Source organism: Halalkalibacter lacteus (genome assembly GCF_036663595.1).
GTDB classification, from domain to species: Bacteria; Bacillota; Bacilli; order Bacillales; family Bacillaceae_D; genus Halalkalibacter; species Halalkalibacter lacteus.
Genome location: NZ_JAWRVL010000010.1, coordinates 1 through 22,192 on the forward strand (window position 1 = coordinate 1; position 22,192 = coordinate 22,192).

The 22,192-nt window shown below is 37.1% G+C and carries 23 protein-coding genes; 15 read left to right on the forward strand and 8 right to left on the reverse strand.

Translation table 11 applies throughout. From position 1 onward, the window contains the following. From SAZ04_RS09060 to SAZ04_RS09105, 10 genes are all read left to right on the forward strand, one after another. The coding region (locus tag SAZ04_RS09060; protein ID WP_332694294.1) for a 2-hydroxycarboxylate transporter family protein at positions 1 to 230 on the forward strand (230 nt) is incomplete at its 5' end. Between the two features lie 512 nt (positions 231 to 742). Then, positions 743 to 916, forward strand: a complete 174-nt coding sequence (locus SAZ04_RS09065; RefSeq protein ID WP_332694296.1) for a cupredoxin domain-containing protein — start codon at positions 743 to 745, stop codon at positions 914 to 916. Between the two features lie 81 nt (positions 917 to 997). Then, positions 998 to 1,363 (forward strand): putative zinc-binding protein, encoded by a 366-nt coding sequence (locus SAZ04_RS09070; protein WP_332694298.1) that lies wholly within the window; start codon positions 998 to 1,000, stop codon positions 1,361 to 1,363. A gap of 287 nt (positions 1,364 to 1,650) precedes the next feature. Further along, the gene (cyoE, locus tag SAZ04_RS09075) at positions 1,651 to 2,565 is read left to right on the forward strand and encodes a heme o synthase (protein WP_332694300.1); all 915 of its coding nucleotides are present in this window, start codon (positions 1,651 to 1,653) and stop codon (positions 2,563 to 2,565) included. 389 nt (positions 2,566 to 2,954) lie between these two features. Further along, complete coding sequence (locus SAZ04_RS09080; RefSeq protein ID WP_332694301.1) at positions 2,955 to 3,422, forward strand: cytochrome c oxidase subunit II; 468 nt, start codon at positions 2,955 to 2,957, stop codon at positions 3,420 to 3,422. 15 nt (positions 3,423 to 3,437) lie between these two features. Further along, positions 3,438 to 5,117 carry a cbb3-type cytochrome c oxidase subunit I gene (locus SAZ04_RS09085; protein WP_332694303.1) on the forward strand — a complete coding sequence of 560 codons (1,680 nt, stop codon included), beginning with the start codon at positions 3,438 to 3,440 and terminating at the stop codon, positions 5,115 to 5,117. Positions 5,118 to 5,477: 360 nt separating this feature from the next. Then, positions 5,478 to 6,245 (forward strand): thiazole synthase, encoded by a 768-nt coding sequence (locus SAZ04_RS09090; protein WP_332694305.1) that lies wholly within the window; start codon positions 5,478 to 5,480, stop codon positions 6,243 to 6,245. Between the two features lie 52 nt (positions 6,246 to 6,297). After that, positions 6,298 to 7,419, forward strand: coding sequence for a 2-iminoacetate synthase ThiH (thiH, locus tag SAZ04_RS09095; protein ID WP_332694307.1), 1,122 nt, complete (start codon positions 6,298 to 6,300; stop codon positions 7,417 to 7,419). A gap of 97 nt (positions 7,420 to 7,516) precedes the next feature. Then, the gene (locus SAZ04_RS09100; RefSeq protein ID WP_332694309.1) at positions 7,517 to 7,723 is read left to right on the forward strand and encodes a hypothetical protein; all 207 of its coding nucleotides are present in this window, start codon (positions 7,517 to 7,519) and stop codon (positions 7,721 to 7,723) included. 444 nt (positions 7,724 to 8,167) lie between these two features. Further along, positions 8,168 to 8,320, forward strand: a complete 153-nt coding sequence (locus SAZ04_RS09105; protein WP_332694311.1) for a hypothetical protein — start codon at positions 8,168 to 8,170, stop codon at positions 8,318 to 8,320. Between the two features lie 281 nt (positions 8,321 to 8,601). Here SAZ04_RS09105 and SAZ04_RS09110 read toward each other — a convergent pair whose 3' ends face one another. The 3 genes from SAZ04_RS09110 to SAZ04_RS09120 are packed head-to-tail and all read right to left on the reverse strand — an operon-like array spanning position 8,602 to position 11,861. Continuing rightward, positions 8,602 to 10,605 carry a DUF6449 domain-containing protein gene (locus SAZ04_RS09110; RefSeq protein WP_332694313.1) on the reverse strand — a complete coding sequence of 668 codons (2,004 nt, stop codon included), beginning with the start codon at positions 10,603 to 10,605 and terminating at the stop codon, positions 8,602 to 8,604. After that, positions 10,580 to 11,479, reverse strand: a complete 900-nt coding sequence (locus SAZ04_RS09115; protein ID WP_332694315.1) for an ABC transporter ATP-binding protein — start codon at positions 11,477 to 11,479, stop codon at positions 10,580 to 10,582. The genes SAZ04_RS09110 and SAZ04_RS09115 overlap by 26 nt, the downstream gene beginning before the upstream one ends. Beyond that, positions 11,472 to 11,861, reverse strand: coding sequence for a GntR family transcriptional regulator (locus SAZ04_RS09120; protein WP_332694317.1), 390 nt, complete (start codon positions 11,859 to 11,861; stop codon positions 11,472 to 11,474). The genes SAZ04_RS09115 and SAZ04_RS09120 overlap by 8 nt, the downstream gene beginning before the upstream one ends. Before the next feature lie 279 nt (positions 11,862 to 12,140). Between SAZ04_RS09120 and SAZ04_RS09125 the strand changes: the two genes are divergently transcribed. Together SAZ04_RS09125 and SAZ04_RS23390 are read left to right on the forward strand one after the other, a co-directional pair. Then, entirely contained in the window at positions 12,141 to 12,995 is an 855-nt protein-coding gene (locus SAZ04_RS09125) for an HAD family hydrolase (protein ID WP_332694319.1), read from the forward strand. A gap of 59 nt (positions 12,996 to 13,054) precedes the next feature. Next, positions 13,055 to 13,198, forward strand: coding sequence for a DUF3221 domain-containing protein (locus SAZ04_RS23390; RefSeq protein ID WP_431308984.1), 144 nt, complete (start codon positions 13,055 to 13,057; stop codon positions 13,196 to 13,198). Positions 13,199 to 13,254: 56 nt separating this feature from the next. Here SAZ04_RS23390 and SAZ04_RS09130 read toward each other — a convergent pair whose 3' ends face one another. The 4 genes from SAZ04_RS09130 to SAZ04_RS09145 all read right to left on the reverse strand — a co-directional run bounded on the left by SAZ04_RS09130 (position 13,255) and on the right by SAZ04_RS09145 (position 17,330). Continuing rightward, the gene (locus SAZ04_RS09130) at positions 13,255 to 14,595 is read right to left on the reverse strand and encodes an NAD(P)/FAD-dependent oxidoreductase (RefSeq protein WP_332694321.1); all 1,341 of its coding nucleotides are present in this window, start codon (positions 14,593 to 14,595) and stop codon (positions 13,255 to 13,257) included. A gap of 159 nt (positions 14,596 to 14,754) precedes the next feature. Continuing rightward, complete coding sequence (locus tag SAZ04_RS09135; protein WP_332694323.1) at positions 14,755 to 15,540, reverse strand: ABC transporter permease; 786 nt, start codon at positions 15,538 to 15,540, stop codon at positions 14,755 to 14,757. Between the two features lie 3 nt (positions 15,541 to 15,543). Continuing rightward, positions 15,544 to 16,335: an ABC transporter permease gene (locus SAZ04_RS09140; RefSeq protein ID WP_332694325.1), complete on the reverse strand. Its 792-nt coding sequence runs from the start codon at positions 16,333 to 16,335 to the stop codon at positions 15,544 to 15,546. Next, positions 16,332 to 17,330 carry an ABC transporter ATP-binding protein gene (locus SAZ04_RS09145; RefSeq protein ID WP_431308981.1) on the reverse strand — a complete coding sequence of 333 codons (999 nt, stop codon included), beginning with the start codon at positions 17,328 to 17,330 and terminating at the stop codon, positions 16,332 to 16,334. Before SAZ04_RS09145 ends, SAZ04_RS09140 begins: the two co-directional genes overlap by 4 nt. A gap of 406 nt (positions 17,331 to 17,736) precedes the next feature. On the opposite strand from SAZ04_RS09145, the gene SAZ04_RS09150 reads away from it, so the two are divergent. The 3 genes from SAZ04_RS09150 (at position 17,737) to SAZ04_RS09160 (ending at position 21,254) form a co-directional block, all read left to right on the forward strand. Beyond that, positions 17,737 to 18,696: an aldolase catalytic domain-containing protein gene (locus tag SAZ04_RS09150; protein WP_332694329.1), complete on the forward strand. Its 960-nt coding sequence runs from the start codon at positions 17,737 to 17,739 to the stop codon at positions 18,694 to 18,696. Positions 18,697 to 18,974: 278 nt separating this feature from the next. After that, entirely contained in the window at positions 18,975 to 20,147 is a 1,173-nt protein-coding gene (locus SAZ04_RS09155; protein WP_332694331.1) for an MFS transporter, read from the forward strand. Positions 20,148 to 20,429: 282 nt separating this feature from the next. Beyond that, the gene (locus SAZ04_RS09160) at positions 20,430 to 21,254 is read left to right on the forward strand and encodes an ion transporter (protein WP_332694332.1); all 825 of its coding nucleotides are present in this window, start codon (positions 20,430 to 20,432) and stop codon (positions 21,252 to 21,254) included. 333 nt (positions 21,255 to 21,587) lie between these two features. Here the strand turns inward: SAZ04_RS09160 and SAZ04_RS09165 are convergent, their stop codons facing one another. After that, a complete protein-coding gene (locus SAZ04_RS09165; RefSeq protein ID WP_332694334.1) occupies positions 21,588 to 22,121 on the reverse strand; it encodes a phosphatase PAP2 family protein in 534 nt (177 codons plus the stop codon). Between the last annotated feature and the right edge of the window lie 71 nt (positions 22,122 to 22,192).

Consider the following 22,192-nt stretch of genomic DNA (forward strand, 5'->3'; position numbering starts at 1 on the left):
TTGGTGCGGTGTTAGGAGCTGCTCTTTTGGGAAAAGCAGTCGGATTTTATCCAATTGAATCTGCTATTACAGCTGGACTGTGTATGGCAAACATGGGAGGAACAGGCGATGTAGCTGTGTTATCAGCATCAAAACGAATGCAGTTAATGCCGTTTGCCCAAATTGCATCAAGACTGGGCGGAGCGATTATCTTATTATTGGCAGGTTTGATCATTCCATTCTTTATATAAACGAATTAAAAAAACCGATGCTTAGATGATAAGCATCGGTTACCTCTTTTGTTCATAAACCTATTCATGAGTAAGTTACGAAGTTTAAAATGTCTAAATTTATACTTGATAAGTAAAACCAATTATTAATAGGTTTTATTTCGAGAATTAGCTGCCCAAGATGAAAAACGCGAGTACCATTGCATTACATGATTCTATTGTAACACGTGGGTAAGACGTATGCCTTAATAGTGTACGTACGAGGACCCTCTCTAAAAGGCAAATGGAACTAAAAGAATAAGGATACAACGATGAAAGTTCTGATAAAGTTTTTACAACAATGTTACAGTTTCGAAAAAATGAATGGTGTGTGATATGAATCACCGTCTTCACACAACAGTTTTGCTAGGGTAAAGGCAGTCACCTAAAACTTTATGAAGGGAAGAAGGATGTAACGTTCAATTGGTTGATATGTAAAGGGTTATTCGAGAGCAATAACAATCCAATTAAAGAACGTAGAAGGATATCATGGTGTGGCAATTGAAGGTGCGGATTTGAAAATTGACGGGGATGGCGAAGCAACAGTGACTCTTGAAGCAGGAGAATATATCATTTATTGCACGATCCCTTGTGGTGGTGGACATGAGGAAATGACAGCAAAACTCATTTGTAGAGTAAAACATTTTTTAAAAGATAAGAATGTATAAAAATTTGAATGACGATTCAAGCAGTGTGAAGGTTGTAACAATTCCTGCTTAATTAAACAGGAATAGGGAAGGAGTACAACGATGAAAAGAACTGATTTACCTCTAGTGTATTCATGCTCTGGATGTTCCTCGGCCGCACAAACAGCTAACATGATTGCGATAAAAATGGATCGAGAAAAAGTTGCCGAAATGTCCTGCATTGCTGGTGTTGGTGGGGATGTCAAACCACTTGTCAGAACAGCGAAATCCGGACGAGATATCATTGCAATTGACGGTTGTCCCTTATCCTGTTGCAAGAGTTCTTTAGCTAGGCATGAAGTTCAACCGAAGCATCATTTTGTACTATCTGACTTTGACGTACCAAAGGTAAAAGGTGAAGGTCCAAACCCTGACCTTTATATGAGTGCTTACAAACAGATTTTGGAGCTCACTACTAATAAATCTTAATTACAAAGCCCATCTAATGTAAGGAACACGTTTATGTCCAAACGTGTTCCTTTTCATTTTTGGCATAAGCCTTGCTCCAAAGTGTAATGGATATGTCATTCCCATTGCCAGAAAGCTAACTGCTTCTCACCTTTTGTACATCAGTTTATAGAAAAATACGTTTTGTGATACGTGACTTAGATCACTTTGCTTCCTTGAAAAAATTGATATCTTTAATGATAGAAATGAGGGGACCTCTTTCTAGCTTATAAGTTTTCTATTTAATTTCTAAGGGGAGGGGATAGTAAATGAGAATAATTAAGGTACCTTCTCTACAGTTGAGTGGGTATTTTCATTTCATATCTGAATTAAATGCACTTGTTAAACGAGGGGTGTTAGTCTCGAATGTGCTACCTGTTTTTATTGGGTTTTGGTTAGCGCTGCACTTTTCCAATGATTCTTTTAGCAATCATGTGGGTGCAGTTTTCCTAACGATAATAGGAAGTACATGCGTAGTTGCGGGCGCTCTCATCCTCAATAACTGGTACGAGGTTGATATAGATCGATTAATGGAAAGAACGAAAAAACGTCCAACGGTAACGGGGACGATTCCTCTTCAGGTCATTTTAACGATGGGGATTACCTTGACGATACTGGGCTTTATTCTTTTACTTTTTACAACTGTGGAAGCAACGATTTACGCATTTATTGGGTGGTTCACCTATGTTGTTCTGTATACAATGTGGTCAAAACGAAGATATACACTAAATACGATGATTGGAAGTGTTTCTGGGGCTGTTACCCCTTTAATTGGCTGGGCTGCTATAGAGCCTGCTTCACATATCGTTCCAATTGTCTTGTTTCTTCTCATGTTTATTTGGCAAATGCCACATACTTTTGCGATAGCGATGAGGAAATGTGAAGAATATAAAACGGCAGGAGTTGCAATGCTTCCTGTTGTACATGGATTTAACGTAACGAAGCGGCAAATGGTTGTCTATGTTGCCTGCCTGTTGCCACTGCCATTTTATTTAATGCCACTTGGAACAATCTTTGTGGTTATCGCTTCTTTCTTAAACGTAGCTTGGTTGGTTCTAAGTCTATACGGATTTTTCACAAAAAGTGATCTGAAATGGGCTCGTATCATGTTCTTTTATTCTGTCAATTATTTAATGATCCTATTTCTCTTGATGATTGTCGGTACATCACCAATATTCAGTTAACCAAAATATAGATGCCCTGGAGGTTTGCAATTTAATTGTAAACTTTCGGGGCCATTTTTTGCTATTCTCCTTCAATCTCTCTATTTCTCATCTCTATTTTTTAGAAAATAGATTTATGTTTTTCTTTTAGTTAGTTAGCAGTTCACTGCTTTGTCACTTTATAAGTGATTCAACTCACCATCTTGAGAGGCGTTATCAAATAGTATGTGAGTAAGAAGATAAGGAGGTTGATTATCTATGAGGGAAAAAAAGAATAAGCAGGAAGCTATGGTAGAACACGGTGCGCGAGTAGGTACCTGGTTTTCCTTGGGAGTAGTAGCGGCAGTTATTCTCGCAACGTATCTATTAATGTTTTCGGTATATTTAGCTAGAGTATAGGGGGATTAGTGATGAAATTTCATCTTGATGAAAAAATATGGCTTATTGTAAGTTTTGGTATGATCATAGGATTCATGTTTTTTACCGGTTATCAAACATTTGTTTTAGGCATGGGGCCACCAAGCCACATGGAAACCATTGATCCACAAAAGGTGGATGAAACAGCACCATTTGATAATCCAGGTGTGAAACAAATTGGTGAGAATGAATATGAAGTGGTTATGACATTGGAGATTTTTAGATTTAATCCAAATAACATTGAAATCCCTGCTGGATCGACGGTACATTTTACGATGACCTCAAAAGATGTGGTCCATGGGTTCCAAGTTGCTGGAACCAATTTAAATGCGATGGTGACGCCAGGACATATTCAAAAAATATCACAGACATTCAATGAACCAGGTGAGTATCTAGTCGTATGTAATGAATACTGTGGCATCGGTCACCAGCATATGGCTACAACGATTACGGTGAAATAAAGGGGGGAACCAAAAATGGAAACAGCTATAAAAAAATCATTAAACGAAAAAGCGAATAAAATGCTCGGTATAAGTCCACAAGATGCCATACTATCAAAATCCTATCTACTTGTAGCATTTGCAGCACTACTGATTGGTGGAGTTTTAGGGTTGTTGCAAGGGTTAAATCGAGCAGGACTTTTGGAATTACCATCATGGTTTACTTATTATCAAGTTTTAACCGCGCATGGTTTACTATTGGTTCTTGTGTTAACAGCGTTCTTTACGGTTGGTTATTTCTATGCAGCACTCTCTCATACGTTAGGGGGGCTTCTTCCTAAAGTAAGAAAGCTGGCATGGATCGGTTTTGGACTGAAAATGATCGGATTTGTGTTTGCGGTTGTCCCGATCCTCATGAATGAAGCATCGGTTTTATATACATTTTATCCGCCTATGGCCGCATCTCCGATTTTTTATATCGGTTTAGTATTTATTGTACTGGGTGTTTGGATGTGTGCTTTCGGAGCATTTATTCAAGTTGCGAACTGGAGAAAGCATAACAAAGGAAAGCACGTTCCCATTCTTGCTTACTTTGCTACTGGTGTATTCGTCCTATTGTTTTTCGGGAGTATCCCTGTGACGATAGAAGTTTTAACGATTATTCCTTGGGCAATAGGATGGGTCGAGACCATCAATGTGATGCTTGCTCGTACACTATTTTGGGCGTTTGGACACACATTAGTGAATATTTGGTATTTGACAGCCGTTTCCGCCTGGTATGTCGTTGTACCAAAAGTAATCGGTGGAAGACGATTTAGTGATACGTTAACTCGTGTCGTTATTATGTTACTTGTCATTATGAATATTCCGGGAGGGTTCCACCATCAAATTATTGACCCTGGAATTACAGAGCATGTTAAATTTTTGCACGTGTTTATGAGCTTAGCGATTGGTTTTCCTTCGTTAATGACGGCGTACGCCATGTTTTCTGTGTTTGAGAAAACGGCAAAGAAAAAAGGAGGCAAAGGCGTAGTCAGTTGGTTTAGAAAATTGCCATGGGGCGATGTTCGTTTCCTAGCACCAATGATTGCCATGATTGTCTTTATTCCAGGTGGAGCAGGGGGAATTGTTCAAAGTACGAACCAATTAAACCAAGTCGTTCACAATACGATGTGGGTTGTAGGTCATTTCCATTTAACTGTAGGAACAAGTGTTGTTCTTACGTTCTTTGGAATTAGTTACTGGTTAGTTCCTTATTTATCAAAGAGGGTATTAACACCTAGGGTAAATAGACTAGGTGTGATCCAAACACTGATTTGGACAGTAGGTATGTTATTTATGGCTGGTGCGATGCATTGGGTTGGCTTACTAGGTTCACCTCGTAGAACTTCTTATACAACCTATTTTGATAATGCCACGGCCTTAAGTTGGGACCCATATTTGATGTTTTTAGCTGTCGGAGGAACATTGTTAATGGTTGGGGTCATTCTCCAAGTATATGCAGTCGTTCATCTCATGTTTTTTGCGCCAAAAGGAGAAACAGAATTTCCTATCGCTGAAGTAGAAGATCATTCAGCGAAAACACCATATTGGACAGAGCGTTGGGGGCGTGTGATTGTTATTATGCTAGTAGTAATTGCCATAGGGTACGTGCTCCCGTTGTGGGAAATGATCGGGAATGCCCCACCTGGCTCACCACCATTTAAGACTTGGTAATTATTTGAAAGAAGGAGATAGCCTCCTGGTTATCTCCTTCTGTTCTTCATTGGTTCTAAACCGAATCTTTATTCCTTGCAAAACTGAATAAAAATCAGACATACTTCCGTCTTAATTTTGGTGAAACAAGTCATAGTATATCTACTTTTCGCTTTCTAGGATATTTCCTTGAACTTTGAAGGTTAGATAATGTGATCTACACGACTTTGTTCATGAACCATCAGTTAAAGTGAAAGATCTCACAGTTTATTTTAGACATTATTTATATAGTGAGTAAGAACCTTTAGAAAATATATTACTTGCTCGGAAATGAAAAGGTAAGTGACTTTTCTTTTAGAACAGGAGAGGAGAGAGGAAAAAATGAAAGATGAGTTAATTATTGGTGGTGTCAAGTTGAACAATCGACTTTTTATAGGGACCGGAAAATTTCATAATGACGGGGTGATTCCTGACGTGATAAAACGTTCAATGGTGCAGGTTATTACAGTAGCTATGCGTCGTGTTGATCTACGTTCATCTGAGGAAAATATTATGAACTTTATTTCTAAAGATATGATTCTACTTCCGAACACTTCTGGTGCAAGGACGGCCGAAGAAGCTGTTCGTATCGCAAAGCTAGCAAGGGCGGCTGGCCTTGGAGATTGGGTGAAAATCGAAGTGATTACGGACCAAAAGTATTTACTCCCTGATAACTATGAAACTTTAAAAGCAACGGAACGTTTAGTAAAAGAAGGATTTGTTGTCTTACCTTATATGAGTCCTGATTTAGTAGTAGCTAAACAGTTAGAAGAAGTTGGGGCAGCAGCCGTTATGCCTCTAGGCTCACCAATTGGTTCAAATCGCGGTTTTAGAACGAAGGAGTTGGTCCGTATTATGATTGCAGAAAGTAAGGTTCCCATCGTTGTTGATGCAGGGATTGCTAAGCCTTCCGAAGCTTGTGAGGCAATGGAGTTAGGAGCGGATGCTGTGTTAGTCAATACAGCTATTGCGACTTCAAACAATCCTATTGATATGGCAGAAGCCTTTGCAAACAGTGTTAAAGCAGGAAGAACAGCTTATTTAAGTGGGGTGGGTGCTACTACGTTAGAGGCAAGAGCGTCCTCTCCATTAACAGGGTTTTTGACTTAGAGAATAAACCAACCAAAAATAGATTGTGATCTTTAGGGAGGGGACATAGATAGTGAGTTTTTATCATGTATATAAAGAATTAAAATTGTTTGATTTTGAAGGCTTTCTCAATTCGGTAACGAGCAATGATATACATAGAATAATGCATAAAGAGTTGTTAAACGAAAAAGATTTTTTGATGTTATTATCACCTGCTGTAGAGGAATACTTAGAGGAGTTGGCTCAAAAAGCCCATCAACTAACCGTTCAACATTTTGGAAAGACGATTCAGTTGTTTAATCCAATCTATATTTCCGACCATTGTGTTAACCACTGTACGTATTGTAGTTTTAGTGTTATTAATCAATTTAAACGACAAAAGCTTACGATGGAAGAAGTAGACAGGGAAGCGAAAAACTTAGCGAGCATGGGGATCAAACATATTTTAATTTTGACTGGAGAATCGAAGCTACATTCTTCAGTTGCGTATATTAAGAAAACTGTAGAAGTTCTAAAAAAATACTTCTCCTCTATCTCGATTGAAATCAACCCACTTGACACAGCCGAATACAAAGAATTAAAAGAAGCAGGGGTTGATGGGGTTACTGTTTATCAAGAAGTATACAATGAAGATGTATATCGGGATTTTCACGTGAAAGGTCCAAAACGCAATTATCGCTATCGTCTTGATACACCTGAAAGAGGATGTCAAGCTGGTCTCCGCAGTGTCAATATCGGTTCCTTGCTTGGCTTAGATAACTGGAGGAAAGAGGTATTTTTTACAGGCATGCACGCTGTTTATCTACAGAAGAAATACATAGGTACAGAAATTGGTTTATCACTCCCGAGAATCCGACCGCATTTAGGCAGCTTTAAACCGCGATCCGAAGTCGATGATAAAGCATTTGTTCAAAGCCTCATTGCTTTACGGTTGTTTTTACCTAGATCGGGCATTACATTATCCACTCGTGAAAGTGCGGTTTTTAGAGATCATCTTATACCTCTGGGAGTAACGAAGATGTCAGCAGGAGCATCAACGGAGGTTGGAGGCTATTCCCTTGAAGCTTTGGGAACCAATCAATTTGAAATTTCCGATGAACGTGGAGTAAGAGACATTTGCGATGCACTTTATAAAAAAGGCTACCAACCTGTTTTTAAAGATTGGATTCAAAGTTCCTGTCCCCCAGTACTTTAAAGGATTACATGTTAAGAACGTATACTTGGAACCTATTCTTAACTAAATGAATAAAATCCTCACCTTTAGGAAAACTAACTTCTGAGGTGAAAGTAAAATGGGTTTTTTTGGTATTGTTCGTCAATGGACTGAGACGAGAAAGAAGAAAAGAATTGCAAATTTTGAATTACAGGGTACTTGTCCGAATTGCCAAGGTAAGGGCTTTAATATGTTAGAAAGTGAAATGATGATGGGCTCTTATTATGACTGTCCTGGCTGTAGTGGCAGCGGTTCGTTTTCTGATTGGGCAGATTTAAATCAATAAAGTAGGAGGCTCTCATTCCTTTGAAGAATGTCTTTTCTCATGTACTCATCAATATAATAAAACTATAGTGATTTTATATATGACACTGAAAATTTTTCTAGCTCTGTAACAATCGACCCTTTGTGTATTATTAGCACTTTTTTGTTGATTATGTCAAGAAAAGAAGGGTTTTCTTTTCCTTTATTGAAAGAGGACATAGGAGTAATCCATGCTGTTTATATTCCTGGTCAAGACATATCTCAAATTAACGATTGTATTCTGCCGTAATGATTGAAGACAAGCTTCTAGTACGGTTTGTTGATGTTGATCTAAGTCCCTAATTGATGTGATTTTACCTGTGGAACCTAATGAATCATAATTCGACAAGTGCCAGGTACCTCTAATGAATAAGTTAAACAATTTTTGAAAAAACTAAATATGAACAACTTTAAAGGGGGGGTAGTATTGGCAACTGGAAAGAGCTTTAACCATAAGAGAAAAAGTCATCCCGGTGCATTTCCAAAAGGAAGCGAAAAGAAAAAATCGAAAAATAATATAGAAGAAGAGGGATATTTGGTTACAAAAGAGGCTTTTAGAAATCGTGTGACGGAAGAGTAGCAATAATATCACGATAAAATCCTTAAAACGGACTTCGAACGAGACAAAAACAATTTCTCACTATCGATATTTGTTTCGTTAAAAAATCAGAGTTCTTATGTATTACTGATTTCTCCAATTATTTAAAATAAACAAAGAGTGTAAAACCACCCAAATTACATTTTGGGTGGTTTGTTTCTGATTATACTTTTGTAACTAAGTTCAAGAAAAGCTAGCTTCTCTGTCCGTTTTATATGCCTTTACCTTTTTCCTTCAATAGAGAAAACGACTATTTAAAAAAGTCATGGGAGTCTTTTGATAAGAAATTCAGGTGCATGTTCAAGGTGAATCGTTTGAAATTCAGGATAGGAACTTTGCTTATAGTAAAAACCGATAATGTATTCACCCTGATAATTTCCACTTGCTTGTTTGAGGACTTCTTCTAATTGTTCTGAGTCCCCTATTTTAATCGCATCGTCCCTCTCGGCAAATGTTGTATCTAATCTGTTCTCATGTACGAACTCATACAACTCTCTGGATTCATCATTCTTCATTACGTAAGCATGTGATAGATCGTCTGCGGTTACTCGTGCTTGGGAGAGCAGGCCTTTTTCTTCTAACCAATTTTCAATATGAGTGTAAGATTTTTTCCACGGGAGATGAAGGTATTTCTTATCTTCAAATTGATATTCGATATGCGACCAATCACCCCGTTGATCAAAGGTGTTCTCTAACGTTTGGTCAAGTACATCAGCTTGTAACAATTGATGAAACTCTTCTACGTCCTCGGGATCTGTTAACCTTACTCGATTTCCTGCCATATATGAATTGATTGTAATATGGTCAATAGTTGTGTGGTCTTCAATCTGAACGATCGGGTTTTGATTTTGTTTGTATTCAGTTGATTCAACAATGTCCCTATAGTGCTTTTGGTACGCTTGAATCGGAATTTGATAGTATCTAACGATTTGATCGCCATTATTTAAATCATAACGAAAGGCAACGGAATTAGAATAATTGGACATTGTATTAAGGTGATTTTGCTCTTTAACAATTTGTTCATGTAAGCTGCGAATACTTTCTATCGTCTCTAGTTGTTCATAATAAAAGCTTGGCTCAATATATTCGGTCGGTGGCTGTACATGACCAAGCCCCGTGTTTGGATCGCTATCTAGGACACTAAAGATGTGTTCTCCAAAGTAGACACCTTCAATTTCCTCCACGTTCGGTATCTTTTTTTCGAATCCGAACACATCAACCTGAAAAGAAAACCCCAAAACAGCAACAACTGCCAAATAGATGAGATATCCTTTCCATTTAGAAAAAACTCTCCACGTTTTTTCTAAGATCATCGTAGCAAGGAAGTAGCCCAATAAAGCTGCTGCAATGTACCCAAAGATAATCCAGCCGATGCCGCCTTGTAAACTACCGAAATAAAGTCCACCAACTAACATCGTGCAAAAGGTAATCCCGTATTTAAAAACAGGACGCATGTGTTCAAAGGCAATGGCTTGTGTAGCTGTTTCCGCATGTCTTTTCTTATAAGCGAGCATCGCGCAAAGGTAAAAGACGATACTAAGGATCAGGTAAATAAAAATTTCATTCATCGTAAGCGGAACACGTTCTAACTGAGTAATTCGCACAAATGGAATTAAGCTTTCGATTTGTTGAGTTAAGTAATAATTAGCTGTAAACCCAAATAAATAAAATTCCAAGTTTGTTAAGAAGAGAACCATAACGCCGACAGGTAAGATAAAAAGAATATACGTAAGGGCTCCTTGTAAAATCGACATGCCTGTAAACATCGCTACAAATACCCCTGCCATAAATACAAAGACATTAAAGACGGTCGTGAGGCTCATCCATTTTAAAATAGAAGAAACAGCTAAGAGCTCGTTGTATGGAAGAAACTGACTTAAAACTAGTAAACTAATAGCTGTTAAGAGAACGGGAACGATTAAGACAACGAGACCAAATAAAACGTGTTGGTGTAACAACTGTTCTCTTTTTATTGGCAAACTGTGCGTGAAATCACTAGAGGACTTCACTTGAATGTAACGAAATAAGAAAATAGCAAGCAAAACAGGAAATAGAAACGTCATGATCGTTTGAAACTCGTTTGAAAGGCCAAATAAACTTTTCGGAGGGATAAATTGATAAAACTCGTTCTCTCTTGTATACGCCATGAGAAGCTGCAATGGAAGAAAGAAAAGCAAACAGAGCAAATAGCTTAAACTGATCCATCCAACGTTTCGAATGTCTTGAACAAGAATTCCCACGTTAAACAATGATGTTTTCAATCTCATAGCCAACATCCCTCATTTCATAGATAAATATTTCTTCTAAGGTTAATGGAAGTAAATCAAAAATAGCCGGCTGATGGGCTAGCACTTGAGCAGATATAGTACTTTCTTTTCCACGCACGATGTAGAGAAGCACACTGCCACGTTCTTCTTTATAAAGGATCGGAACTTCTTTTAAAAGGTCAACAGGAACGCCTTGTTTAAAGGCTACTTGGATTTTGTGGACATCTGATTTCAAATCATCCAAATCCTTCTCAATGATGATTTTTCCACCATGCATGATCCCGACATTGTCGCAAAGATCTTCTACTTCTCGTAAATTATGAGACGAGATGATAATTGTCATTTCGCGTTCAGCAACATCTTGTATGAGAAGGTTTTTTACTTTTTGCCTCATGACAGCATCTAACCCGTCTAGTGGCTCATCCAAAATGAGAACGTCAGGCATCGTCGACAACGTCAGCCAGAATGCTACTTGGCGTTGCATTCCTTTAGAAAGACGGTGGATTTTCTTCGTTATGTCGATTTGGAAGACGTTATGTAACATCTTAAAGCGCTGTTCGTTCCACGAAGAATACATTGATTGATAAAAATGAGCTGCTTGTTGAATCGTTGTATTCGGGTAAAAATACAAAGAATCGGCGAGAAAGATCATTTTTTCTTTCAATTTCACATTTTCAAATACTGGTTCATCATCGATTAAAACGTTGCCAGAGTCGGACTTATAAATCCCAGCAAGCATTTTTAAAAGAGTAGTCTTTCCGGCACCGTTTGAACCAAGAAGACCGTATATCGATCCCTTTCGGATATGAACGGTTACCCCATTCACCGCCTCAAAGCCCTCAAAGCTTTTTTTGACATTTGTCACGTTAATCATCTTGATTGCCCCCTTTTGTTGATTGCTCGGCAATCGTGATTAAGGATAGAATTTCTTCTTTTTCAATACCGAGGTAGAGTGCTTCTGATAATAACTTAAGCAGTTCTTGTTTCATTTTCATCACCTTTTCGTTATTTGTCGTTGTCGCCTGAGGAGCAACAAACTTTCCTTTACCTGGAATTGAATAAATATAACCTTGATGTTCTAACTCACGATAAGCCTTTTGGATTGTATTAGGATTAACGGTTAATTCTTGTGCGAGCACTCTAACAGAAGGCAGCTGCTGATCCGGCTGATACACTTCATGGATAATCAGTTCTTTCCATTTCTCGACTAATTGTTCATAAATGGGTACTCTGCTTCTGATGTCTAGTTGAAACATATGGGCCTCCTTTCAAACTGAGGATAATTCGTATTAACTGAACTAACTGTATTATTTACTATAATACGGTTGGCGCAATTGTGCAACTGAAAAATTTCCAATTTATAAGGTTAGAAATTGGAAATTTTTGTTTTCTTTTGAAAACTAGAGAATAAATAGTCTGATTATTACAATCTTTTTTGAAGAGGTTAAATATCTAAACCTACCATAGATAACTAGTTCCTATAATTAGTGTATACTTATCAAATAAACTCTTTATACAAAATTGGGGGAATAGTAGTGGCATTGAAACCTAAGGCAATTTTCTTAGACATGGATGGTACAATACTAAATCATCGTAATAAGGTAAGTATTCATACAAAAGAAATCATTGATGACCTACGAAGCCAGGGAATATTCGTTTTTATAGCTACAGGTAGAGCTTTCGATGAAATAGAGGGAGTCGTACCCGAAGGCTTTCAAGTGGATGGGTTCATTACTTCGAATGGAATGGCGGGGTATGTAGGGAAAGAAGTAGTATTTGAACATTCACTTACGCTCGAGTTGGTGGAAACCATTATTGAAAAAGCTAGAAAAAACAAGGTGTATTATGAGCTTTTCCCATATGGAATGTCTCGAGTTACATTAAAACAAGATAAACAATATGTGGAAGAAGAAATTAGAGATCCAAAACCAGACGGTGTTGGAATGAATGAGTGGCTTTCTCGTAAACAAGCGATCAAAGAAGAAATTGCTTGGGAGGATCACATAGAGGGAAATAAATTTTCGAAATTTTACTTTTTTGCTAGAACGAAAGATCATATAAATGAATGGAAAAATGAGCTTAATCAATTAAAGCAAGAAATAGATTTTACTACGTCCATATCCTCTTTACACAATGTCGAAGTGATGGTGGCAAACGTGAACAAAGCAACAGGAATTAAACAGATGTTACAGCAGTTTGATTTGTCTGCGGATGACATTATGGCTATTGGTGATAGTGACAATGATTTGCCTATGCTACAGTTTGTTACTTATGCTGTAGCTATGAAAAATGCACCAGATCACATTAAAGAAATTGTTGGTGACGTGACGGAATTTACTTGTGATGAAGACGGGGTATGTCATTACCTTAAATCTAAATTCACACTGTAAAAATCGAGTAGAAATATGCTCGGTTTTTTTGCCTATGAAAAAATATCTGTTAAAGAAGAATTGGTCGGTCAGCTGTTTGGTATTCTGTAGAGGATATTTCTCCTTATGAGGATGGTCAATTAATAAGGATCGAATCGGAATTCATGATGGAGCGTTATCCTGCACAATCTGAGGCCTTACGAGTGCAGATTGTGCAGAAGTAATAGAGAGGTCTTCAATTGTATAAACTTACAGCTATCCTATCAGAACGATACTCGATTTATTTATTTAGAAAAAACCGTGCCAAAACCCTTTTTATTATTCTTGGATGCATCAGTATGGTTGTAGGTTTAAGAAGGTGCATCACATTTATAAACGAGTTATATATTGTTTTATTTTGTGATGATAAAAGAAATATGTTCTTTGTGTACCATTGCTGGAATTTGAGACTAATAGGCTTCTTCCCAGAAATACCTGGATAACGGAAATCTTCTGTAATGACCATATTCCAAATGGGGGAAATGATTTGTGAGACTTTCTTATGGAAAAGCGTTGCCGTTTTTGGTAGAGTATTTTTATCTCGGAGTAGCTTCTGTAAGGCAAGTGCTTCTAATACAGCAATACTCATTCCTTGACCAAAGACGGGATCTAGTCTACAAACAGTATCACCAATCAATAATAGTCCATTGGGCAACTGCTCTACCTTTTCAAACCGCTTCCAATTGATTTGTGGTACACGGTAAACAGAGGTTTTCGTTAAAGGAGTTCCATCTTTAATTTCGTTATATATATCTAATTTAGGTAGTTTTTTTGATAGCTCTAAAAAACCATTATCACTCTTTAAAACTTCTTTTTCCTGAATTTTGTTTTGGTAACCCAATAGTGTGACAATATATCGTTCTCCTTCGACCTTTGAGATCGTACCACCTATTTTTTCGTGAGGGGGATTAGGATAAATTATTTTAATCATCCAGTCCCTGTTTTTGCTATCTGGCAAATGGTAAAGTCTACTGAAATAACTCAAACCGATTGCGATCTTTTCACTTGGAACAGTAATTCCTCTTTGAGTTAACCAATTCGTTGTCAAGCTGTCTGCTCCACTTGCATCTACTATTAAATCTGCTGTTAACGATTTTATGGAGTGATCAGAGTCTTTTATTTCAACTCCATAAACACGATTTTCTGCAACATTATATAAATAGTTTTTGACATCTTGGTTGTAGTGAAACGATACATTTGGAATTCTTTTCATATATTGTTCAATATGCCATTCCAAATGTGGGCGTGTTTGAAGAGTTGTCGTATATTCTCCAGCGTAACGAAGTTTCCAAACCCCGTGGTGAAACCATGCCAAGTCTTTCGTTGAATTTATTTTCACTGCACCACTCGAGTAAAACTTCTCTGTAATTCCTGGAAATAACTCTTCTAGTCCGTATTGTCCTGCAAAGAGGAGGGCGTGTAAATGTTCGCCTTGTCGTGTCCCTTTTCTTGGAAACGGTCCTTCAGGTTCTTTATCTCGTTCTAAGATTACTACCTCTTTGAAAAAGTCTGACAATATACGTGCGGCCAATTTTCCGGAAATACTCCCACCAATAATAATTGCTTTTTTTTTACTAAACATAGAGATGTACACCTGCCACAAATATATTTTACTTCATAACCATAGCATAATATAGTTTTGGTTACTATTGGATAATCGAAGCGTCTTATCAATCAGTCAGTAAAAAGCCACCTCTTCCAATTTGTATGAAGAAGTGGCTTTGTTACGGTCTGCAAACGGTTAGTTCCCCGCCCCACGATATTTCTTCACTCCAGTATTCCATAATAGAACAGCAATGAATAAAAAGACGACTCCCATCACGGGTGTTAAGAATGCATACACATACCATTCTTCACGTTGTAAGAAATAAGCAGCGGGATACACACCAACAAAGGCAAACGGCAAAATCCATGTTAAAACAAAACGAATTACACTGTGATAAATATCGACTGGGTACCTTCCATAGTTCCCAATGTTATACATCATCGGCATAATGTCAGTTCGACTATCTGACCAAAAGCCAATACTCGCAATCGAAATAAAAATTCCAGCATAAATAAAAGCCCCACCAATCACCATGGCAATAAAGATCAAGACATCATACCAAGCGAATGTTAAACCTAAGCTCATTACCGCATAATACATAATTGCTATACCTGTAATCACGCCGAATAATGACTCTAACTCCATTCGTTCTATAATAATTTGGAAAAGACTATGAATGGGACGTGTTAAGACACGGTCGAACTCACCTTTAACGATATAGCGCTCATTAAAATCCCAAATGTTAAAGAATGATGTAAACAAGGCATAGGGAACGAGGAAAAACCCGTAAATAAAGATGATTTCTTCGCGGCTCCAACCACTTAACAAGGTCGTATGACCAAATACCACTAATATAAAAATTAAATTCACTGCTTGAAATAAGAAGTCAGAAAGAATCTCTACAACCGTATCAACACGATACGTTAATCTGGTTTTTAAATATTGAGAGGCATATTGAAAGAAAATAGAAACGTAAAACATTCATTAGCCTCCCTGTACAATTAATTGTTTTTTTGCTAAAGACCATAAAAGCTGAATAGGAATTAGTAAAATAAGGGCCCAAAACGCTTGTAATATAACGGCAGTATAAATCTCACTTCCTACAAATCCTTCAGTGAAAATCATACTCGGAATATAGCTAATTGCCTGAAATGGCAAATACATCATGACGGATTGCGCCCAAAGAGGATAAAAAGAGAGCGGGAGTAAAAGACCTGAAAACAGATCAATCACGACACGCTTTGCTCGAATTAACCCCGAATTATTAAATAAGAAGAACGTCATAATTCCAGTCAGTAAATTGATTTGCGTATTTACAATAAAACTAAAGATAAGCGATATGAAAAAAAACAACCATGTCGTAAAACTAGCAGAAAAGCTGATTGGAAAGAGTAAGCTTACAATTATCATGCCAGGAACGGAAAAAAACAATAAACGGAATAATCCTTCTCCAAGGCCTTGCATCGTTTTCATTCCTAAATAGTTATAAGGCCGGATCATTTCAATCGCAACTTTGCCATCTTTGATTTCATTTGCGATTTCACGGTCAATATTATTAAAATAAAAAGCTCTAGCCATCCAAGCGACTGCCACATACGTGGTCATTTGCAGAACCGATAATCCTTGAATGTCTGCCTGCCCACCATAAATCGCTGTCCATAAAAAATAATAAGCACCAATGTTAATACTATAAATTAAAATCCCACTATAATAGTTCGTCCGATAAGCGAGCATCATTAAAAAACGAATCCTGATCATTTCTATATATTGACTCATGAGATGGCCATTCCTTCTTCATAAATCTTTCGAATAATCTCTTCTGTGGAGATTTCATTAATCCGAACATTTTTGATTGGGTTCTTTTGAACGACATCGCTAATTAATTCAGATACCATCCTTTCATCCCCATTAACATTTGCAAGCCACGTCGTTGCATCTTTTTGTTCCCAAAGAACCTTTGATGTACAAGGTAAATCGCTGTCATGAATCTCTGTCAAAAACTGAAATTCAACTTGTTTCCCTTCAACCGCATTTGCTTGAAGTTGAGTAAGTTTGCCATCATACACGATTTTTCCTTCATCTAACAAAACAACCCGCTCGCAAAGGGCCTCGATATCCGTTAAGTCATGTGTTGTCAGGAGAATGGTCGTTTTATATTGCTCATTAATTTCTTTTAAAAACTTTCGAATCTTTAATTTTACTAATACATCTAACCCAATCGTTGGCTCATCTAAAAATAGAAGAGGAGGATTATGAATGAGAGCCGCTCCTAACTCACAACGCATTCGTTGCCCTAGCGAAAGTTTTCGCACTGGTTTATCTAATAAAGGACCAATTTCTAATGTTTCAATCACATGACCCATATGGTTGTTATAATCTTTATCCGAAACACGATACACCTTTTTTAATAACCTGAAGGACTCTTGAACCGCAATATCCCACCATAACTGGGACCGTTGTCCGAACACAACGCCTATTGAGCGCACGAATTGTTCTCGTTCTTTATGTGGATTCATCCCATTCACGACAATCGATCCTGATGTCGGAGTTAGGATCCCGGTCAACATTTTGATCGTCGTCGATTTGCCAGCCCCATTTTCACCAATGTAGCCTACCATTTCCCCTTGCTTTACGTTTAAAGAAATATTATCAACGGCAGCAAGCACTTTATAATTTCTTGTAAATAAGTCTCGAAATGCTCCTGATAAACCAGAGCGACTTGAATATGATTTAAATTCTTTACGTAAATCTTGAACCTGAATTATGTTCATTTTCATTCCCCCTAACGCTAAAAAACAAAGCCAAATTCTTTTCTTTAAAAACAAGTTATAGTTTACCTTGTACTTATGGGTACAGCAAGTAGGATTGCTTGTGTATGCCCATGAATTTGTACGAGTGGAAAGTTAGTTTCCAGATTCGATAATATTAATGATGCTCTAGCTTTTCTTTGAAGATTACTTTACAGTTAAAGAAAGAAAATGCAATACGTTTTATTGATTGATCGAATTTTCGGAAAAAGATTGACAGCAATGACCAAATCATGATACAAACGGTATAAGGTATTTTAGTACATAAAAGCATAAAAGTGTTAAAGTGTATAACGTTAAAAGTGTTACGTTTTTAAACTAACATAAGAGCATACTAAAAAAAACAGAATTACAGGAGGAAGGTATTACTATGGAACATACTAGCAAAATTATAGATTGTACCATTCGTGATGGAGGTTTGATTAACAATTGGGATTTCAGCGTTGAATTTGTTCAAGACTTATATAATGGCCTGAATAGCGCTGGTGTTGAATATATGGAGGTTGGTTATAAAAATTCTCCTAAGCTTCTTCAAGCGACTGAGCCCAATCCTTGGAGATTTCTTGATGATAACTTCTTGAAAGAAATTATCCCTGAAAAAAAGTTCACGAAGCTATCTGCTTTAGTCGATATTGGCCGTGTAGATCCAAATGACATTCTGCCACGTGAACAAAGTGCGTTAGATATGATTCGGGTCGCATGCTATATCCGCGAAGTTGATAAAGGGTTAGAGCTTGTAAAAATGTTTCATGATCTCGGTTATGAAACATCACTGAACATTATGGCTCTATCAAGTGTACCTGAAAATCAGCTGATTGAAGCGTTTAATATGGTAAAAGAAAGCTCAGTAGACGTTGTCTATATCGTTGACTCTTTTGGAAGCTTAGACCCTGCAGATATTGAACATCAAGTGAAAAAGTTCAAAGAGATGATCCCTAATAAGCAACTTGGAATCCACACGCATAACAATATGCAGTTAGCATTCGCGAACACATTAACGGCGATGCGAAATGGGGTTACGTTCCTTGATTCCTCTGTTTATGGCATGGGCCGTGCAGCTGGTAACTGTAATACAGAGCTACTTGTTAGCCACATCCAAAAACCTAGCTATGAGCTTAAGCCCGTTCTAGGAGTAATTGAAAAGCATATGCTAGAAATGCGTCAAAAATGGGAATGGGGCTATATCATTCCTTACATGATCTCTGGTACAATTAATGAACATCCTCGTGTTGCAATGGCTTACCGTGCAAGCGAAGACCGTGACAAATTTGAAGAGTTCTATGACAAAGTAACTTCACCTGAAGCCTCTGTTGCTCCAGAGTCAAATTAGGTTAGATTGCTAAAAGTACCTCGATTGATCGAGGTACTTTTTTGCGGTTCCTGTAGGGAGTAGGTAGTTTGGATACATGTAATTATTAGTTCATAAATGAATGAATTGATAAGACCTATTTCCCTTTTTTAACACCTAGAATGAAGTATCTTTATTTTTTGTCTCCTGCAACTATGTATAGGTTCATTGTGGTAGAGTAAAAGAAGAATGAAAAATTACTAGAATTTTTATATTTTGTTGCAGTTTATTTAGGTTCTATCTAGGAAGTGGGGATTACGGTGTTTATCTTGTCAGCTTTTAATTTTTTGTTTTATGCTGGTTATTCGATTATTATATTTTTTCTGCCACTTTACCTTCGCTCAAAAGGATTAATGACTGTTGAGGTAGGAGTTGTAATGGCTGCAGGGGCGTTTGTTTCCATCTTTGCCCAACCTTTTTGGGGAATCATGAGCGATCGGAAAAAAACAGTGAAATGGATTCTGTTAATTGTATTGGTTTCCGGTCTATTCATTAGTATCCCTCTGTTTTTAGCAGATCAATTTCTATTAATTGTTGTTTTAATGTTTCTTTTTATGTTTTTTATATCGGCATGTTTGCCGTTAACAGATAGTTTGACTTTTAGGTTTGCACAGGAAAACGGACGCAATTTTGGTTTTATCCGATCTTGGGGAGAAGTGGGGGTTGCTGTTTCTACTATTTCTGTAGGTCTGCTTATTGAAATCTATGGAATTAGATATTTAGGATTTATGTATATGTTCCTTGTATTCCTCCTCATTTGCACAACCTTTTTAGTAAAGGATGTCGTTAGAAAATCAGAACCTGTAACAAAAGAAGGGTTAGTGAAGCTCTTTACGAATACGAGAATCATCTGGTTTTTAATTCTTGTGCTATTTCTGGCAATACCTCATCGAATGAATGACAGTTTATTAGCGATCTATTTAATGGATATGGGAGCGAAAGAATCGCAAGTTGGAACGGCATGGATGGTTGCAACATTAAGTACCGTGCCAGTATTGGCATGTATGGGGTACCTTGTACGTCGCTATAATGAATTCGGATTATTTGTGATTGCAGGGTTCATGTATTCTCTGCGTTGGATTTTGTATAGTATGGCAAGTGAGCCAAACACACTTGTGTTTCTGCAAATCCTTCACAGTTTAACGTTTCCTGTCTTTTTTGTTTCAGCAATCACTTATTTAACCCGCATCGTCCCAGATGAATTACGAGCAACTGGACAAACGATGTTTGCTGCTATATTTGGCGGGATAGCAGGAATTATTGGAAGCTCTACTGGAGGTTTTTTATATGACTTTTTCAGCCCGCAAACGGTTTATCTTTCTGGTGGCATATTATCATTAATCGGTGCATCTACTGCATTATTTACCTATATTGTAATGAGAAAAGATCGTCAAATGAATGTGAAACCTACAAGAAAACAGGGAGTATCGTGAATTCAGAGTTTGTGACCCTTATGTGTTAAAGAGGCTACTGAAAAAGGTGAAAACCTACCTTTAGTGCTGTTTTTGATACACATTCTTATCGATACACTCTAACATTTTCTGAATGCTCAGCATCTTCTCATCAATATGAAAATGGCAATCTTTGTTGTTCATAATATTGTCATTAATTATAATGTAGTATTTTGTCTGCTATAGTAATTCATCTAATAGTTTAACTGGTATAATAATAGAGAAAGAAAGCAAATTGATGGAAGGGAAAAGTGGTAGACACAAATGGAATTAAAACACAAAGAAGAAGTAAATAGTAAAAATAGCTCCTTGAGAACGAACATTAGACAGCTGGTAGAGCATAGAAATTTCCAACCGATTGTTATAGGCATTATCCTGTTAAATGGACTTATTATCATCGCAGAGACGTATTTCACTGGTAATAATCTATTACTAGTTCTAGATAAAATAATAGTCTGGATCTTTGTGCTAGAACTAATGGTGAAAATCATTGGTCTCGGTTTCAAAGGTTATTTCTCTGATAGATGGAATGTATTTGATTTCAGTATTGTCATAGGAAGCTTATTGTTTTACGCAACTCCTTTCGTAAGCGTTCTGAGGCTAATAAGGGTATTGCGTTTGATAAGAATGATTCCAGCAATTCCTGCGTTACGAAAAATAATCGACTCATTAATGAAATCCATACCAGCTTTAATAGGGATTTTAGGTTTGTCGATCTTGATCTTTTCCGTTTATGCAATTATTGGAACAACCTTTTTTCGTGATGTTCTTCCATATGAGTTTTTTGGAAGTTTTCATACAGCACTTTTCACCTTGTTACAAGTCGTAACGTTTGAATCGTGGGCCAGTCAGGTAGCAAGACCGATTATTCATGAGGTGCCATGGGCTTGGGCCTATTTTGTTTCATTTATCATAATTGGGGCATTAGTTATTTTAAACCTTGTAGTTGCAGTCATATTAAGCTATTTGGGCCAGGAGGACGAAGCGAATCTAAAGGAACAGATGGATCAATTTTACAAAGAGAATCAAGAACTAAAGAGAGATATTCAAGAAATTAAACAATTAATTCTTGACAGGAATAATAATTGAATCATAAGAACAGCAAAGTTAGATCAATCTCAACTTGAAAACAGTTGGTTAACTTGGTGCGGTGAAACCATATCACAAGTTACGGAAGTTTAAACAATCAGACGCTAATCTTTAAAGGTTCAGCGTTTTTTTATTTGGGACCAGATTGATTCAAGCACATTATTTCTATATAGGTAAGCGTCAAATAGTATTCCCGCATCTAAGAAGCTTCTTTTACTCTTATTTTTATATAGTAGCAAATGCACTCTTAATTACTTTATTATGGAAATTGAAGAAGCATTAGAGGTGGAAATGTATGATTTCCACCTCTATTTGAAAAATTAAGTAGTACCCTTAAAAAAATGGGACGAAATATACAATCGTAAAGGCACTTATTGATCCAAGCATCGCGCCAATCATGCAATCGGTTGGATAATGTAAACCTAAATACATTCTTGAAAACCCAATTAAGCTAGCAAGAGGTAGTAAAAAAGCTGCTAGAACAAATGAATGTAAGGCAAAGACAACAATGGTTGAAAAGGCAGCGGTTGTATGACCAGACGGAAAAGAATAATCTCTTAAGGGATGTGAAGATAAAACAATATTTGCAAGCTTTTTATAAGGACGCTCACGACTGTAGATTTTTTTAATGATATGAACAACCACGTGACTTAAGGTTAAAGAAAGTAATGCTTGGAAGGCTAAAAGCTTAATCGGACTAGATGAAAGAATAATGATCAAAAACAATGAACTTAATGTAAACGTTGCACCGCCAAGATGAGTGATCTTCGGAAGTGTGAAATCTAGCAGACGACACCGTAATTGTTGATGAACAAATTGAAGCAGTTGGACATCATTCAGGCTAACCCAAGTTAGAAGTCGATTCATTATTTCCCCCACCAATCATGTTCTTTTTCGTTACTTTAATTTTTTTAGCGTACTTGTGCTTTTAATCATAA